The sequence below is a fragment of the Actinoallomurus rhizosphaericola genome, from assembly GCF_024055675.1.
In the GTDB taxonomy this organism is placed as follows: Bacteria; Actinomycetota; Actinomycetes; order Streptosporangiales; family Streptosporangiaceae; genus Actinoallomurus; species Actinoallomurus soli.
In genome coordinates this window covers 244,139-257,917 of the sequence record NZ_JAMXMW010000008.1, presented here as the reverse complement: position 1 = coordinate 257,917, position 13,779 = coordinate 244,139, and the positions used below count along the sequence as shown (strand labels likewise).

Here is a 13,779-nt window from a genome sequence, read left to right as displayed (position 1 = left end):
TCGGCGGTCAGTCGTCCAGCACTGCCAGGGCGTCGATCTCCACGAGCACCCCCGGCGGGAGGCTCATGTAGACGGTGGTGCGGGCGGGAAAGGGCTCCCCGACGGCCGCCGCGTACGCCTCGTTCATCCCGGCCAGGTGTGCGGGATCGGTGAGGTATACGCGCAGCATCACGACGTCCTGCAGGCTCGCGCCGCCTGCCGTGAGCACGGCGGTGACGTTGCGCAGGGCCTGTGTGGTCTGCTCGGTGACCGTGGTGCCGACGATTTCGCCCGTGTCCGGATCGAGCGGGAGCTGCCCGGAGACCTGCAGGACGGGGCCCTTGCGGACGCCCTGGGACAGCGGGGCCGCCAGGGCCGGAGCGTTCTCGCTGGTGATGACGGTTCTGGTCATGGTGTGTCCTCGAAGATGTGCGTACGGAGGCGGACGAGGGTCAGCTCCAGGCCTGCCGTTCCTCGCCGCGGGGATCGTCGACCTGGGCCCACTCGGCGTCGATGCGCATGGTGGCCCTGCGCTCGGTGTCGTACGGGTCCCAGCCGGGGTCGCCGGTCCTGGCGAACCGAACCCAGGTCTCGTGCATGCGGGCGGCGAGACGCGCAGGAGGCTCGTCGGGGCCGAGCAGGGCGGCGGGGCCGTGCAGCAGAGGGAGGTGCGCGCGATCGAACACGAAGGGCAGTTCCACCGCGTGGGTGGCGCCGAGCTCTCCGTCCAGGGCGTGGGAGCGCCAGGCGAACTCGTAGGCGTAGGTGGCGGACCGGGCATGAGCGGCGTGTGCGCCGGCCAGGGCCCAGCTGCCCGCGCCGAACAGCGCGTCGCCCATGATGGCGGAGCGCAGCTCGCCGAAGGACGCCTCGGGCCGTGTCTTCCGGTACGTCGCGACGAGTCGCGCCGGATCCGGATGCGAGCGGGCCGCCGCGTCCTCGACGTCCCCGGCGGTCGAGGTGGAGTACTCGCCCACGGGGACCAGGTAGAGGTTCCCCTCCTCGGTATTGGTCCCGATGAGCAGGTCGACGTCGGTGCCGAGGCCGGCGGCGACCGATTCGGCGGGCTGCGTGTCGAGCACCAGGCTGAAGGGGCTGAGCCCGATCAGGGGGTCGCGGTGCGTCTCGGACCGCAGGTCGATGCCCGCGAGCCGGGAGGCGGCCTCGACAAGGCGGTCGTCCGAGACGTCCGCGAAGGCGTCGGCATGGGGCTCGACGCCCAGGGCCTGGGCTGCCGCCCTGGTGACGCGGGCGGCCTGCTCGGAGGTGAACGCGCCCAGGCCGCTGCCGCTCTGGACGATCGCCCGGCGGAAGAGGCCCGTGGCCTCGGGAGTGGCCAGGACGCCACCGACGATGGTCGCCCCCGCCGACTGCCCGAAGAGGGTGACGTTTCGCGGATCCCCGCCGAAGGCGGCGATGTTCTCCTGGACCCAGCGCAGCGCGGCGACGACGTCGAGCAGACCGCGGTTGGCGGGAGCGCCTGGGAGGTCGAGGAATCCGGCGATGCCGAGCCGGTAGTTGAGGGTGACGAGGACGACGCCGTCGCGGGCGAAGGCGGAACCGTCGTACAGCGCGGACCGCGTCGATCCGGCGACGAATCCGCCGCCGTGGACGAACACCATGACGGGCAGGTCGCCGCCGCCGGCGGCGGGCGCCCAGACGTTGACGGTGAGGTGGTCCTCACCACGGCTCCAACCGGGGCCGAAGTACGGGGACATGTCCACGCTGCCGAGCCTGCGCTCGGACTGCGGCGCGTTCGGCCCCGGCATGGTCGCGTCCCGTACACCGTCCCACGGCTCGTGCGGGCGGGGCGGCGCGAACCGGCCGGCGCCGCGGGGCGGAGCGGCGTAGGGGATGTTCAGGAAGGCGGCGGTGTCACCCTGGCTCAGACCGCGGACGACCCCCTGCGCCGTGGTCACGACGGGGTCGGGATGGTGGTTCACAAGTTGTTCCTCTCCGCGGATCTCAGGCCTGCTCGGTGTACGGGGCGAAGGGGGCCCAGCCCTTGATGGCGAACCGGTCCCCCTCGCGTGCCACTTCCGCGGCGCCGTGGCCGCCCAGGTGCGCGGGGATCACGAGCGCGTTGTTGTCGGCCGCCCAGCCCAGTACCTTGCGGCGGGTGGCGCGGGCGCCCGCGGGGTCCTCACAGAAGCAGCTGTTGGAGTCGGGTTCGAGGATCTGGACCGGGCTGTGCAGCATGTCACCGACGAACACCGCGCGGTCCGTCCCGGAGGTGAGGGTCAGCACGGAGGATCCAGGGGTGTGCCCGGGAGCGGCCTCCAGGCGGAGGTCGGCGTCGATCTGGTGGCCGTCCTCCCACAGCACCGTCTGGCCGGCCTCGTGCACCGGGGCCACGCTGTCCTCGAAGACGTTCTGGTTGCCGCGGCCGAGCACCGACTCGTGGTCGTTCGCGGGATTCCAGAAGTCGAAGTCGACCTTCGGCATCAGATAGACGGCGTTGGGGAAGGTCGGCACCCAGCGCCGGCCGTCCAGATAGGTGTTCCAGCCGACATGATCGACGTGGAGATGTGTGTTGATCACAATGTCCACGTCTTCGGGCTGGACACCGGCGCGTGCGAGATTGGCCAGGAAGCCCGTTTCAAGGTGACTCCATACCGGTGAGTACGGGCGTTCCTTGTGGTTGCCCACTCCGGTGTCAACGAGGATGGTCTTGCCCTCGCTGCGCAGCAGCCAGGTCTGGATCGCGGAGTTCACGATATTGGTTTCGCGATCCAAGAAGTGCGGGGTCAGCCAGGAGGGTCCGTCGTCCCACACTTCCTTCGGGCTTTCCGGGAAGAAGGTGTCGGGCGTCATTTCGACGGAACCGTAGTATTCCCATACTCGGGTGACGGTGACGTTCCCGAGTGTGATCTGTTCCATGAGAGTTCCTTGGAATCGGCGAGCATTTCCTCGGACCCTACGAGCGATCTCTGTTCGGGTGGTATCCGTCACGTGACTGCACCTGCGCGTGGGCCGGGTCCGGGGCGGCTTGTAGCCTGAGACATCGGCAAGGCGGCTCCGATCGAGAAGCCATATTCATTGGAGTTTCCGTGGACGAGCACACAGGCGACCTCCGTACGGTCACGAGACCGGAGCCGGAGCCGGAGGAGCCGATCGTCGGCCGGGACGCGGAGCTGGCGCGCCTCCTCCGTGCGGTGGACCCGGCGTCGGCCGATCCGGTTCTGCTGCTGCTCGGTGACGCGGGCACCGGGAAGAGCGCGCTGCTGAGGCGCGCGGTGCGCCGGGCCGAGGCCGGCGGTGCCCGCGTCCTGCGTGCCGAGGGCAGCGAGTCGGAGTCGAGCCTGGCGTTCTCCGCCCTGCACCAGTTGCTGCGGCCGGTGCTGGCCGAGGCGGACGGACTGCCGGACGGGCAGCGCGCCGCGCTCCAGGACGCCTTCGGGCCGGCCACGCCGCGGCACCCGAGCGCACCCGGTCTCATGCCGATCGGGGTCGCCGTCCTGAGTCTGCTGTCGGCCGTGGGCGACCGGCGTTCCCTGCTCGTGGTGCTGGACGACGCGCAGTGGTTCGACCGTGCTTCCCTGGACGTGCTGTCGTTCGCCGTCAGACGGCTGGACGGTGAACCGGTCACGACGCTGGTCGCAGCCCGTGGCGGCGACCAGATCCCGGGATTCGACCGTCACGTGCCGACGCTCGTCCTCGGGCCGCTCGACGACGCCGCGGCCGATCGGCTGCTCGACCTGCAGCCGAAGAGCCCCACCGGCCACATCAGGACGCGGATCCTCGATCAAGCGGGCGGCAACCCACTGGCACTGGTGGAGCTGACGAGGGCGGCCACCGCGCACGACACGGCGACGGGGCTGCCGTCCGCAGGTCCGCTCCCGCTCACCGATCATCTGGAGCGGATCTTCGCCGCCCGGCTGGACGACCTCCCCGCCGCCACGAGGCGAGCCCTGCTGCTCCTGGCCGCCATGGACAGCGTCGACTCCGCGATCGTCGCCTCGGCCGGGCTTCCGAACGCCGAGGACGATGCCTGGCTGCCCGCCGAGCGGGCCGTCCTGGTCCGGCGGACCGGCCGTGACGTCCGCTTCCGTCACCCACTGGTCCGGGCCGCCGTGTATCACGCGGCGTCCCTGGGCGCCCAGCGCGAGGCTCATCTCGCGCTCGCCGAGATGCTGCGGGACGAACCGGATCGGCGTGCCTGGCATCTGGCCGCCGCGTGCCCGCGCCCGGACGCGGCCGTATCGGCGGCGCTGGAGCGGACCGCCGACCGGGCCCGCCGGCGCGGCGGTCACGCGGCGGCGGCCAAGGCCCTCCAGCGCGCCGCGGAGCTCACGCCGCAGCGCGAGGACAGTGCCCGGCTGCTGGTCGAAGCCGCGTCAGCGGCCGTGTTCACCGGAGACCTCGCCTGGGTCGAGGAACTGACCGCCGCGGCGCGCGTGCGCACGGACGACCGGGCACTGCTGGCCTCCGCCGCCGTGCAGGCCGGACGGCTGGCGGTCCTGACCGGACGCCACACCACGGTCTTCTCCCGCCTGACCGACACCGCGGAGGAGTTGGCGGTCGCCCAGCCCGCCGCCGCACTGGATCTCCTTGCCGATGCCGCCGTGGTCCGCTTCTACTCAGGAGAGGACACCCAGCGCCACCGCATCCGGGACATCCTGGAACGCCTCCCCGAGGACGCCGCACGCGCAGGCCTGCGCGCCTGGGTGCGGGCCGTGTCGGACCCCTTCGACGACCGGGCCGGGCTCGTCCGCCTGCTCCCGCGGGCGGCCGCCGACGCGGAGGCCCGGCCGGAGCACCTCACCACCGTCGGGATCATGGCGTGGCTCCTCGACGAGACCCCGCAGGCCGTCCGTGCCTTCGACGAGGCGTTCGACCGCTGGAAGCTGGAGGGGGCGCTGCCCGAGGGGCTGGGCGGCGCGGTCGCCTGGGCCTATGTGGAACGAGGCCGATGGGACCAGGCCCGTGAGGCCTGCGCCCGCACCACCGCGGTCGGCCGGGCGGCCGGCCTCGACCACGCCGTGGCCTGTGCGGCCACCGTGGACGCCACCGTACTGGCCTACCAGGGTGACGCGGCGGCGGCCCGAGCCCGGGCCGAGGACGCGCTCACCCTGGTCGATCCGCTGGAGAGCCGCTCGGTCTTCGTCTATGCCCATCGTGCGCTCGGCGCCGCGGCGGCCGCGGAAGGCGCGTACGAGACCGCGTACGACCACCTCCGTACGGCCTTCACTGCGGACGGCGCGCCCGTGCACTATCACGCCTCCTACCCGGCCCTCGCGGATCTGGCCGCCGCCGCTGTGCGCTGCGGCCGCCGCGAGGAGGTCGGCCCGATCGTCGAGCGTTCCGCACGATCGCTCGCGCAGAACGCCTCTCCCCGCCTGCGTGCGCTGATCAGCCGGGCCCACGGCCTGCTGGCGGACCCCGAGGACGCCGAGCCGCACTTCCGGGCGGCCCTGGCGGATCCGGTACTCGAGCACTGGCCCTTCGAACGCGCGCAGAGCCTGCTCGACCTCGCCGAGTGGCTGCGGCGCCGGCGGCGCATCGCGGAGGCGCGGGCGCCGCTCACCGAGGCCCTGGAGACCTTCCGCCGCCTGGGCGCACGCCCGTGGATCGAGCGCGCCCGGGCCGAATCACGGGCCGCCGGCCTCGCCGTCACGAACTCCACCCCCGACGCGCTCGCCGAACTCTCCCCCCAGCAGCAGCAGATCATCAGGCTCGCCGCCCGCGGACTGACCAACCGCGAGATCGGCGAGAAACTCTTCCTCTCCCCTCGCACGGTGAGCTCGCACCTCTACCGCAGCTTCCCCAAGCTGGGCATCACCGCCCGATCCCAGCTGCGCGACCTCGTCGAGGGCACCCTCACGACGTCCGGCCACCAGGACTGAGCGCGCGCCCGGCCGTGGAAGCAGTCACCTGACGCATACCGCGCGCCATCCCCCCGGACCAGACTGGCCGCGAGGGCGAGGAGTCGGTGACCCACCCGGTGGCCCCTTCGCCCTGCGATCCCGATGCGCCCTCGGTCCCGGGGATCCTGCGCGAACGCAGGTCCGAGGCCGGTGGGCCCGCCTCGCACCCGGTCTCTCCTCGCGGTCGGACCGGCGCGGCCACGACGAAGGACGGAAATCATGATGGCTGCGAAGACGGCGTCGTTGTGGGACCGGTTCGCCGCCGCCGACCCCGGGCTGCTGCGTCTGACCGCCGGGCTGCGTGCCGTCCTCGGCCTCACTCTCACCCTGGCCGCGCTGACGGTACTGGATCGGCCTCCCGCCGTCCTTCTGGCCGGAGGCTTCACGGCGGTGGTCATCTCTCTGGCGATCGGCGACCTGCACCCCCGCGACCAGCTCCGTACCCTGCTCGCCGGGATTCCTGTGGTCCTTGCCGCCGTGACGCTCGGGGGCCTGCTGGCGCCTTTCCCCCTCGCGTCCCGTCTGGCCTTCCTACTGCTGATCTTCACCGCGGTCTATGCGCGCCGCTTCGGACAACGGGGGCTCGATCTCGGGATCTTCGCCTTCATGGCCTACTTCCTGTCCCAGTTCGCCCGGGTTCAGGCCCACCAACTCCCGCAGCTGACCGGGGCGTCGGCCATCGCCTTCGCGGCAGCCGCGGTCACCCGACTCTGTCTGGTGCCGACGACCTCCGGCGGAATCCACCGGCGCCTCAGAGCGGCGTTCGACAGACGCCTACGTGATGCGCGGCGGGCCACGTCGGACCTACCGGCGGGCAGCGCGGCCGGCGTCCGCCGACTCGAACGACGTCTCGACCGGCTGCACACCGCCGCGCTGCTGCTCCAGGACTTCCTGCACGAGGCCCCGGCCGTGCCGTTCCCCGACACGGCGACGGAGCTCGAGCGGGTGGCACGTGCGGACGCGATCGCGCAGCGCCTCGGCGTGCTCGCGATCCGCTCCTCGAAGATCTCGACGGCGTCCGCTGGCACCACGACGAGTGCGGAGACCATCGGTCCGACGAACCGAGCGGAGCCCGGCCCCATGGCCCTCCGCCCCGGAGCATCACAGCCGTCAGGTCCGTGGCGGCCTACGACGCGGCAGGCTCTCCAGGTGACCGCCGCGGCCACGCTCGCGATGCTCGGCGGGCATCTGATCGACCCGCACCTGTGGTACTGGGCCGTGGCCACGGCCTGGGTCGTCTTCATCAACGCCGAGCACACCGGGGACATCCTGCTGCGGAGCGGGCGGCGGCTCGCCGGCACCGTGGCCGGGGTGCCGTTCGGATACGGCCTCGCCGTCCTGGCCGCCGGGCACACGAACGTGGCCCTGGCCTTTCTCCTCGCCTGCGTCTTCGGGATGTTCTACACCCCTTCCGACAGCTACTGGGCGGTGACCTTCTTCATCACCGGCTCGCTCAGCATGGTGCTCGCCGTCCTGCACACCCTGTCCTCGGAGCTGCTCGTCCTGCGCGTCCAGGAGACCGTTCTGGGGGCCGGGTGCGGGATTCTGGCAGCCGCGCTGGTCGTTCCCACGAGCGTTCACGCGGTCGCCGAAACGCGTCTGAGGGAGCTGCTCTCCGTCCTCGACCAGATCGTGTGTCCCGTGCCGCCGGCCGGTGTCCCGGCGCGCGCGCCTGATGACCGTGATCTCGGCCGGGCGCTGGACGCCTTCCGCAAGGCCTGCCGCCCCTTGGCGCATCCGCTCAATCCCCGCCGCGCCGAACGGGCCCGGGTCCGTCGTCTTCTCGAACGAGTGGAGGCCGCCTCCTTCCACGCGCAGAGCCTCGCCAGGACAGGGCCGCCTGCCGACGGCCCGCGTGGAGTGTCACGCATCGGGTGCACCGGTCGGAGGATCGGGAACTCGCCCGTCCGGCGGTCTCGGCCGGCCGGCGGTGAGGTCGGCGCGGATGGCCAGGGTCTCCCGGACGGCGTAGTAGACCAGAACGTACCCGGCGGCGGGGTCGGCCTGCCACCAGCCCAGGGCGGCGTTGAGGACCAGTCCGGCCAGTACGGCGGTGGCCAGCAACGCGTCGATGAGCGTGACCCTGCCTTCGGTGCGGAGAACCGGGTTGTCGAGTGCGATGCCGGTTCGGCGCTTGCCGTAGGCCAGCGAGAACATCACCGCGGCCGTGATCGCGGTCCAGCAGATCCCCGTGATGCTGTGGCCCGGACGATGTCCGACCAGCAGTACCCAGGTCGACTGCACGCTCAGGTAGACGGCGAGCAGCACGAACGCGGCGGCGATCGACATGAGCGCACGACGTCGGCGGTGCTCCCCCGATCCGGACAGTTCCCAGACCACCACGGCCGAGGCACCGATCTCGATGAGGGAGTCCAAGCCGAATCCCGCCAGCGCGACGGAGCGTGCCCGCCATGCCGCCAGCGCCAACAGCGCCACTCCGGCGACGTTCCAGCCGAGCGTGGCGTATTCCAGCCGCAGTCCCCGGCGCACCAGCCGGGCCTCACGCTGCATGATCAATCGCTGCCTCACGGGAAGACTCTCGTCATCGTGGAGTCTGCCGGAAATCCCGGCGAACGACCGCTTCCCGGATCTCCTGGAGGAGGAGGGCGAGGTCGGCTTCGGTGGTGTCGGGGTGGAGAATGCAGGCGCGCAGGGCGGCCGACCCGGACAGACGGGTGCCGGTGATGAAGGCGTGTCCGCGCCGCTGCACGGCGGCCGGGATCGCCTGGTTCAGCGCCTCCGCCGTTCCCGTGTCCACGCCTGCGGGCCGATACCGGAAGGCGACGATCGAGGTGATCGCCGGAGCGAGCAGCTCGAAGTCGTCAGCGGCTTCGACCATGGTGGCCAGTGAGCGGGCCAGCCCCATGCTGTGCCGCACCCGGCAGGCGATCCCGTCCCGTCCCAGATGGGCGATCGTGGCCCATACCCGCAGGGCGCGGAAGGGGCGGGTCTGCTCGGGGCCGTACTCGGAGAACCAGCCCAGCTCGTCCACGCCGTCCTCGCGCAGGTAGGGCGGCACGAGGCTGAAGGCGTCCCGTGGACCGGCCAGGTCGCGGAACAGGACGCAGCCGGCGTCGACCGGGACGCCGAGCCACTTGTGCGGGTCGAGGGCGAGGGAATCGGCCAGCTCCATCCCGGCGAAAGCCCGGCGGGCGTCTGAAGAATCGGCGAGGACGCCGAGCGCGCCGTAGGCGCCGTCGACGTGGAACCACAGCCCGTGCTCGCGCGCGACCTCGGCGACATCGCCCAAGGGGTCGATCGCCCCGGTGTTCACCGTGCCCGCGCTCGCCGCGACGACCAGGGGCCGTATCCCCGCCTCCTGATCCGCCCGGATGAGGCGGCGCAGTACATCGACGTCCATGCGGAACGCTCGGTCCACCGGGACCGTGCGGATGTACCGGCCGCCGAGGCCGAGGAGCTCGGCCGCCTTGTGCACGCAACTGTGTCCCTCGGCCGACACGTAGACCGCCAGGGGACGGTGCCCGTACAGGCCCGTCTCGCGCACGTCACCGACCGCCCGCTGCCGAGCCGTCGCGAGCGCGATGATCGTGGCCATGGACGCCCCGCTGGTGAGCAGTCCGGCCCCTGGTGGGTGTGGAAAGCCCACGAGTTCCGCCAGCCACCGCACGGCAGTGCGCTCCAGCAGGGCACCGCCGTGTTCTCCTCCCGCGCAGCTCGGATTCATCGCCGCGGCCAGCGGGGCGACCAGCACCCCGGCCGGTGACGGCGGAGAGTTGACCCAGCCGAAGAACCGGGGGTGCCCATTCCCCATGGGGTAGGCCAGCACGTGGTCGCGCACATCGGCCAGCAGGTCGGTCACGGGCCGGCCGGCGGCGGGCAGTGGCTGCCCGGTCAGCCAGCGGCGGTCCGCTTCGGCGACCGGCTGCCACACCGGCCCACCGGGCACGGCGGCCAGGTGGTCCATCGCCGTGTCCGCGGCGAGCCGGGCCGCCCGGCGCAGGTCATCCATCGCGGCCTCCACGACCGGCGCGGCGGTTCCCGTCAGCCGGTCGGTTCAGCGTCATGGCCAGGTAGTAGACGCACGGGTCGGCGGAGTCGTTGGCGAAGGCGTGCCGCCGGTCGCCAGGGAAGTAGGCGGCGTCCCCGGCTTCCAAGCGGTACGGCACGCCGTCCACCGTCAGGCGCAAGCGCCCGGTCTCCAGCGCGATGTACTCATGCGACCCCGGGGCATGGGGGGAGAACTCACCCGCGTCCACCCCCGGCCCCAGCGTGGTCCGCATGAATTCGAACTCAACGCCCGGCAGGACGGGAGAAAGGATGCGACGCTCCCAGCCGGACGGATCGCGCACGACCCGTTGTCCCTCTCCGGACAGGATCACGACATCGGGGTGGACCGGCTCGTCCAGGAGCCGGGCGATCGAGGTACCCAGCGCGGTCGCCAGCCGGTCCAGAACCAGCACGGTCGGTGTCTTGGTGCCCCGCTCCACCTCCGACGCCATGCTCCGGCTGACCCCGCTCAGCGCGGCGAGCCGTTCCAGCGCCATGCCGCGAGCCCGCCGCTCGGCCCGGATCCGCGCGCCCAGCTCCGCCATGGACAAGCCACTGGACAGAACATCGCTCTCACTCATCGTTCCACCATAGCGATGGACGTCCACTTTGGTGGAGAGGCTTCTCGAAACAACGCCGGCGAATTCGCGGTCAGCCCTGGGGGGCCGACGGCCGAAATGCCGTGACTGCTGAAACTTTCAACCCGCAGCCGCACCGCGAAGCGCCATGCCGGCCCCTGAGCCTCCTCGTAGCGGAAATTCCCGTCCGGGTCCGGGCTCCAGGCGACGGAGGCACTACCAGCAATCATCGCGTTTTTCAGCCGCCCCTCAGGCGTCCGTCCGCAGGAAGCGCATACACCGAGCGTCACCGCGTTCTCCGTCAACCGGTCGGCACGCAATTGACAACGGTCGGCACCGACATAGGGTGGCGGCCAGTGTTACCGGTAACACAGTTGAGGCGAGTCCCGCTCTTCACCCCTCACCCGTAATCGGCGGTCCCGTCGCCCGCCTCATTCGTCCCCCACCGTCTCGCGCAAGGAATGGTATGAGACACCCACCCCGCACCATCCGGCGAAAAGGTACGGCCAACGACACCGCCACGGAGATCTTGACCTGCAATGGCGGCGGCAATCATAAGTGGTCTCGCAATTGACCCGGAAGGAGGTTCCCATGTACAGCGCACGCATCAAGAAGGAGCGCCGCGCACTGACGGCGATGCTGGTCATGGTGGCCGCGGGCGCGGTCGCCCTCGCGATCACCCTGGTCGCCAACCCGGCTCGGGCCGACGTCACCGGCGCCCTGCGCGGCGTCGGTTCCGGCCGGTGTCTGGATGTCCTGGGCCAGAGCCAGACCGACGGTACCAACCTGCAGATCTATGACTGCTGGGGCGGCGCGAACCAGCAGTGGACATCGACCTCCAGTGGCCAGCTGACCGTGTACGGCAGCAAGTGCCTCGATGTGCCGAACCACGCGACCACCGCCGGCACCCGGGTGCAGATCTGGACCTGCAACGGTGGCGCCAACCAGCAGTGGCGCGTGAACTCCGACGGCACGGTGGTCGGTGTGGAGTCCGGGCTGTGCCTGGATGTCACGGGCGCCGGTACGGCCAACGGCACCGCGGTGGATCTCTGGACGTGCAACGGCGGTTCCAACCAGCAGTGGACCGGCCTGTCGGGCACGACTCCGACGCCGACGCCGACTCCGACCGGTGGAAGCTGTTCTCTTCCCTCGACCTACCACTGGACCTCGACCGGCGCGCTGGCGACGCCGAAGAACGGATGGGTCTCACTCAAAGACTTCACCAACGTCGTCTACAACGGCAAACACCTGGTCTACGCCTCCAACGTATCCGGATCCTCCTACGGCTCAATGGCCTTCACCCCCTTCACCAACTGGTCCGACATGGCCTCCACCGGCCAAACCGGAATGAGCCAAGCCGCAGTCGCACCCACCCTCTTCTACTTCGCCCCCAAAAACATCTGGGTCCTGGCCTACCAATGGGGCGCCTGGCCCTTCATCTACCGCACCTCCACCGACCCCACCAACCCCAACGGCTGGTCCACACCCCAACCCCTCTTCACCGGAAGCATCACCGGCTCCAGCACCGGACCCATCGACCAAACACTCATCGGCGACAACACCAACATGTACCTGTTCTTCGCCGGCGACAACGGCCACATCTACCGCGCCACCATGCCCATCGGAAACTTCCCCGGAAACTTCGGCACCACCTACACCACCATCATGACCGACACCACCGCCAACCTCTTCGAAGCCGTCCAGGTCTACAAAGTCCAAGGCCAAAACCAATACCTCATGATCGTCGAAGCCATGGGCGCCAACGGCCGCTACTTCCGCTCCTTCACCGCCACCAGCCTGGGCGGCACATGGACCCCCCAAGCCACCAGCGAAACCAACCCCTTCGCCGGCAAAGCCAACAGCGGAGCCACCTGGACCAACGACATCAGCCACGGCGACCTCGTCCGCACCAACCCCGACCAGACCATGACCATCGACCCCTGCAACCTCCAACTCCTCTACCAAGGCAAAAACCCCACCGCCACCGGCCCCTACGACCAACTCCCCTGGCGACCCGGCCTCCTCACCCTCCAGCACTGACCCGCCTCACCCACGAACCGGCCACCACCAGCGCATAGGTGAGCCCGGCGCCATTCTGTGGACCGCGGAATCATCCTCGCGAGCGCTCGCGGGGATGATTCCGCCGCGCTCGAGGGCAAGCCGTGGATCGAACCGGGGTCTTACGAGATCACCACGCCAACCGGGGCTTCTCGCAAATGCTTACTCAATGTATGCTGCTGATCACGATAAGCGATCCGGGGGTTCCCATGAACCACGAGTCCGCACAGGTCGAATCCGGTGCCCACGAACGACTGCTCTTGCGGTTCCGCATACTCGACTCCGACGGTAACGGCTATCTGGACGAGACCGACTTCGACCGGCTCGCCACCAAGGTGCTCAGTGCACTGGGCGAGCCGCGCGAGTCGGCGAAGGGCCAGGCGGTTCTCAACGGGCATCACCGCTTCTGGGCGGGCCTGCGCGCGTCTCTCGACGCCGATGGCGACGGCCGGATCAGCCTGGCCGAGTACCTCGCCCGGTTAGGCGACCCCGGCGAGGCGGCGCAGGCCGTGACCGACTACGCGACATCAATGGCCGCGCTGGTGGACCGGGACGACGACGGATACGTTGAGCGGGACGACTTCCTCACCTGCATGACCGCGAGCGGGTTCCCGGAGGCCAACAGCGCGGCCGTGTTCGAGGAACTGGACGAATCAGGCGACGGCCGGATCCCGGTCGGCCATTGGGCCGCGGCGATCGTGGACTGGTACAGATCCGAGCGGACCGACATCCCCGGCCATATCCTCGTCACGCCGCCAGACGCTTGATGATGTGGCACACCAGCGGCCATGTCCGCGGCATCCACCCCGCCGACGGGATCACCTGCCCGATCGACGTGCGAGAACGTCCGCGGCAGGCCGCTCAGCGCAGCCGGTGGGTGTGCCGTGTCGCCCGGGAGGGAGTGGCTGCCAGGCCGGCGAGGAGCTTGAGGCGCTCTTCTGAGGTGGTGCCCGGCTCTGCGGTGTAGAGGGTCAGGTCGTGCACGGCTCGGTGGGACATCGGCAGGTCCAGGGACTGGTAGGTGAGTGCGAGGAGGCCGACCTCGGGGTGCTGCAGCCGCTTGGCGCCGTCGTGGCGGATGGAGCCGGGTTCGGAGAAGATGTAGCGGGCGATGTCGGGGCGGCCGTGCCTCTCGGTGGTGGCGCTGTCGAACATCGGTGCGTGCAGGGCTCGGGCCAGCGGCCCCGCCCCGTGCCGGACAGGCTTGACCGAGACCCAACCGCTCCCAGGCCCGCCCAGGGCCACCTGGGAGCCGCCGATGGGGAGACTGAGCACCATGAGAGTGATGC

10 protein-coding genes and 1 pseudogene are annotated in these 13,779 nt (G+C 70.6%); 4 read left to right on the top strand and 7 right to left on the bottom strand.

All coding sequences use genetic code 11. The features are described from left to right. Nucleotides 1–7 precede the first annotated feature (7 nt). From NE234_RS20070 to NE234_RS20060, 3 genes are read right to left on the bottom strand one after another with little or no spacing between them, the layout of a single operon-like run. Nucleotides 8–391, bottom strand: a complete 384-nt coding sequence (locus tag NE234_RS20070; RefSeq protein ID WP_252781994.1) for a RidA family protein — start codon at nt 389–391, stop codon at nt 8–10. 40 nt (nt 392–431) lie between these two features. Further along, on the bottom strand, nt 432–1,922 hold the full coding sequence (locus NE234_RS20065) for a carboxylesterase/lipase family protein (protein ID WP_252781993.1): 1,491 nt from the start codon (nt 1,920–1,922) through the stop codon (nt 432–434). Between the two features lie 22 nt (nt 1,923–1,944). Then, on the bottom strand, nt 1,945–2,859 hold the full coding sequence (locus tag NE234_RS20060; RefSeq protein ID WP_252781992.1) for an MBL fold metallo-hydrolase: 915 nt from the start codon (nt 2,857–2,859) through the stop codon (nt 1,945–1,947). Between the two features lie 170 nt (nt 2,860–3,029). Here NE234_RS20060 and NE234_RS20055 point away from each other — a divergent pair, with 170 nt between their 5' ends. Together NE234_RS20055 and NE234_RS45970 are read left to right on the top strand one after the other, a co-directional pair. Continuing rightward, nucleotides 3,030–5,825, top strand: coding sequence for a helix-turn-helix transcriptional regulator (locus NE234_RS20055; protein WP_252781991.1), 2,796 nt, complete (start codon nt 3,030–3,032; stop codon nt 5,823–5,825). 123 nt (nt 5,826–5,948) lie between these two features. Then, nucleotides 5,949–7,382, top strand: a pseudogene (locus NE234_RS45970) (FUSC family protein); the annotation flags it as partial. Nucleotides 7,383–7,709: 327 nt separating this feature from the next. On the opposite strand, the gene NE234_RS45380 reads toward NE234_RS45970, so the two are convergent. Genes NE234_RS45380 through NE234_RS20040 form a run of 3 tightly spaced genes read right to left on the bottom strand, consistent with a single transcriptional unit; the run spans nt 7,710 to nt 10,435 of the window. Next, a complete protein-coding gene (locus tag NE234_RS45380) occupies nt 7,710–8,375 on the bottom strand; it encodes a cation diffusion facilitator family transporter (protein ID WP_252781990.1) in 666 nt (221 codons plus the stop codon). 13 nt (nt 8,376–8,388) lie between these two features. Then, nucleotides 8,389–9,816: a pyridoxal phosphate-dependent decarboxylase family protein gene (locus NE234_RS20045; RefSeq protein WP_252781989.1), complete on the bottom strand. Its 1,428-nt coding sequence runs from the start codon at nt 9,814–9,816 to the stop codon at nt 8,389–8,391. Further along, complete coding sequence (locus NE234_RS20040) at nt 9,809–10,435, bottom strand: helix-turn-helix domain-containing protein (RefSeq protein ID WP_252781988.1); 627 nt, start codon at nt 10,433–10,435, stop codon at nt 9,809–9,811. The genes NE234_RS20045 and NE234_RS20040 overlap by 8 nt, the downstream gene beginning before the upstream one ends. 588 nt (nt 10,436–11,023) lie before the next feature. On the opposite strand from NE234_RS20040, the gene NE234_RS20035 reads away from it, so the two are divergent. After that, nucleotides 11,024–12,472: a non-reducing end alpha-L-arabinofuranosidase family hydrolase gene (locus NE234_RS20035; RefSeq protein WP_252781987.1), complete on the top strand. Its 1,449-nt coding sequence runs from the start codon at nt 11,024–11,026 to the stop codon at nt 12,470–12,472. A 191-nt stretch (nt 12,473–12,663) separates the two neighbouring features. Then, nucleotides 12,664–13,257 (top strand): EF-hand domain-containing protein, encoded by a 594-nt coding sequence (locus tag NE234_RS20030; protein ID WP_252781986.1) that lies wholly within the window; start codon nt 12,664–12,666, stop codon nt 13,255–13,257. A 94-nt stretch (nt 13,258–13,351) separates the two neighbouring features. Here NE234_RS20030 and NE234_RS20025 read toward each other — a convergent pair whose 3' ends face one another. After that, nucleotides 13,352–13,768, bottom strand: coding sequence for an MmyB family transcriptional regulator (locus NE234_RS20025; RefSeq protein ID WP_252781985.1), 417 nt, complete (start codon nt 13,766–13,768; stop codon nt 13,352–13,354). Nucleotides 13,769–13,779: the final 11 nt, after the last annotated feature.

Bases quoted from the DNA above. Each gene is read 5' to 3' on its own strand.
- NE234_RS20030 (WP_252781986.1), top strand. From the start codon at position 12,664: ATGCTGCTGATCACGATAAGCGATCCGGGGGTTCCCATGAACCACGAG.
- NE234_RS20025 (WP_252781985.1), bottom strand. From the start codon at position 13,768: ATGGTGCTCAGTCTCCCCATCGGCGGCTCCCAGGTGGCCCTGGGCGGG.
- NE234_RS20060 (WP_252781992.1), bottom strand. From the start codon at position 2,859: ATGGAACAGATCACACTCGGGAACGTCACCGTCACCCGAGTATGGGAA.
- NE234_RS20070 (WP_252781994.1), bottom strand. From the start codon at position 391: ATGACCAGAACCGTCATCACCAGCGAGAACGCTCCGGCCCTGGCGGCC.
- NE234_RS20035 (WP_252781987.1), top strand. From the start codon at position 11,024: ATGTACAGCGCACGCATCAAGAAGGAGCGCCGCGCACTGACGGCGATG.
- NE234_RS20045 (WP_252781989.1), bottom strand. From the start codon at position 9,816: ATGGATGACCTGCGCCGGGCGGCCCGGCTCGCCGCGGACACGGCGATG.
- NE234_RS20040 (WP_252781988.1), bottom strand. From the start codon at position 10,435: ATGAGTGAGAGCGATGTTCTGTCCAGTGGCTTGTCCATGGCGGAGCTG.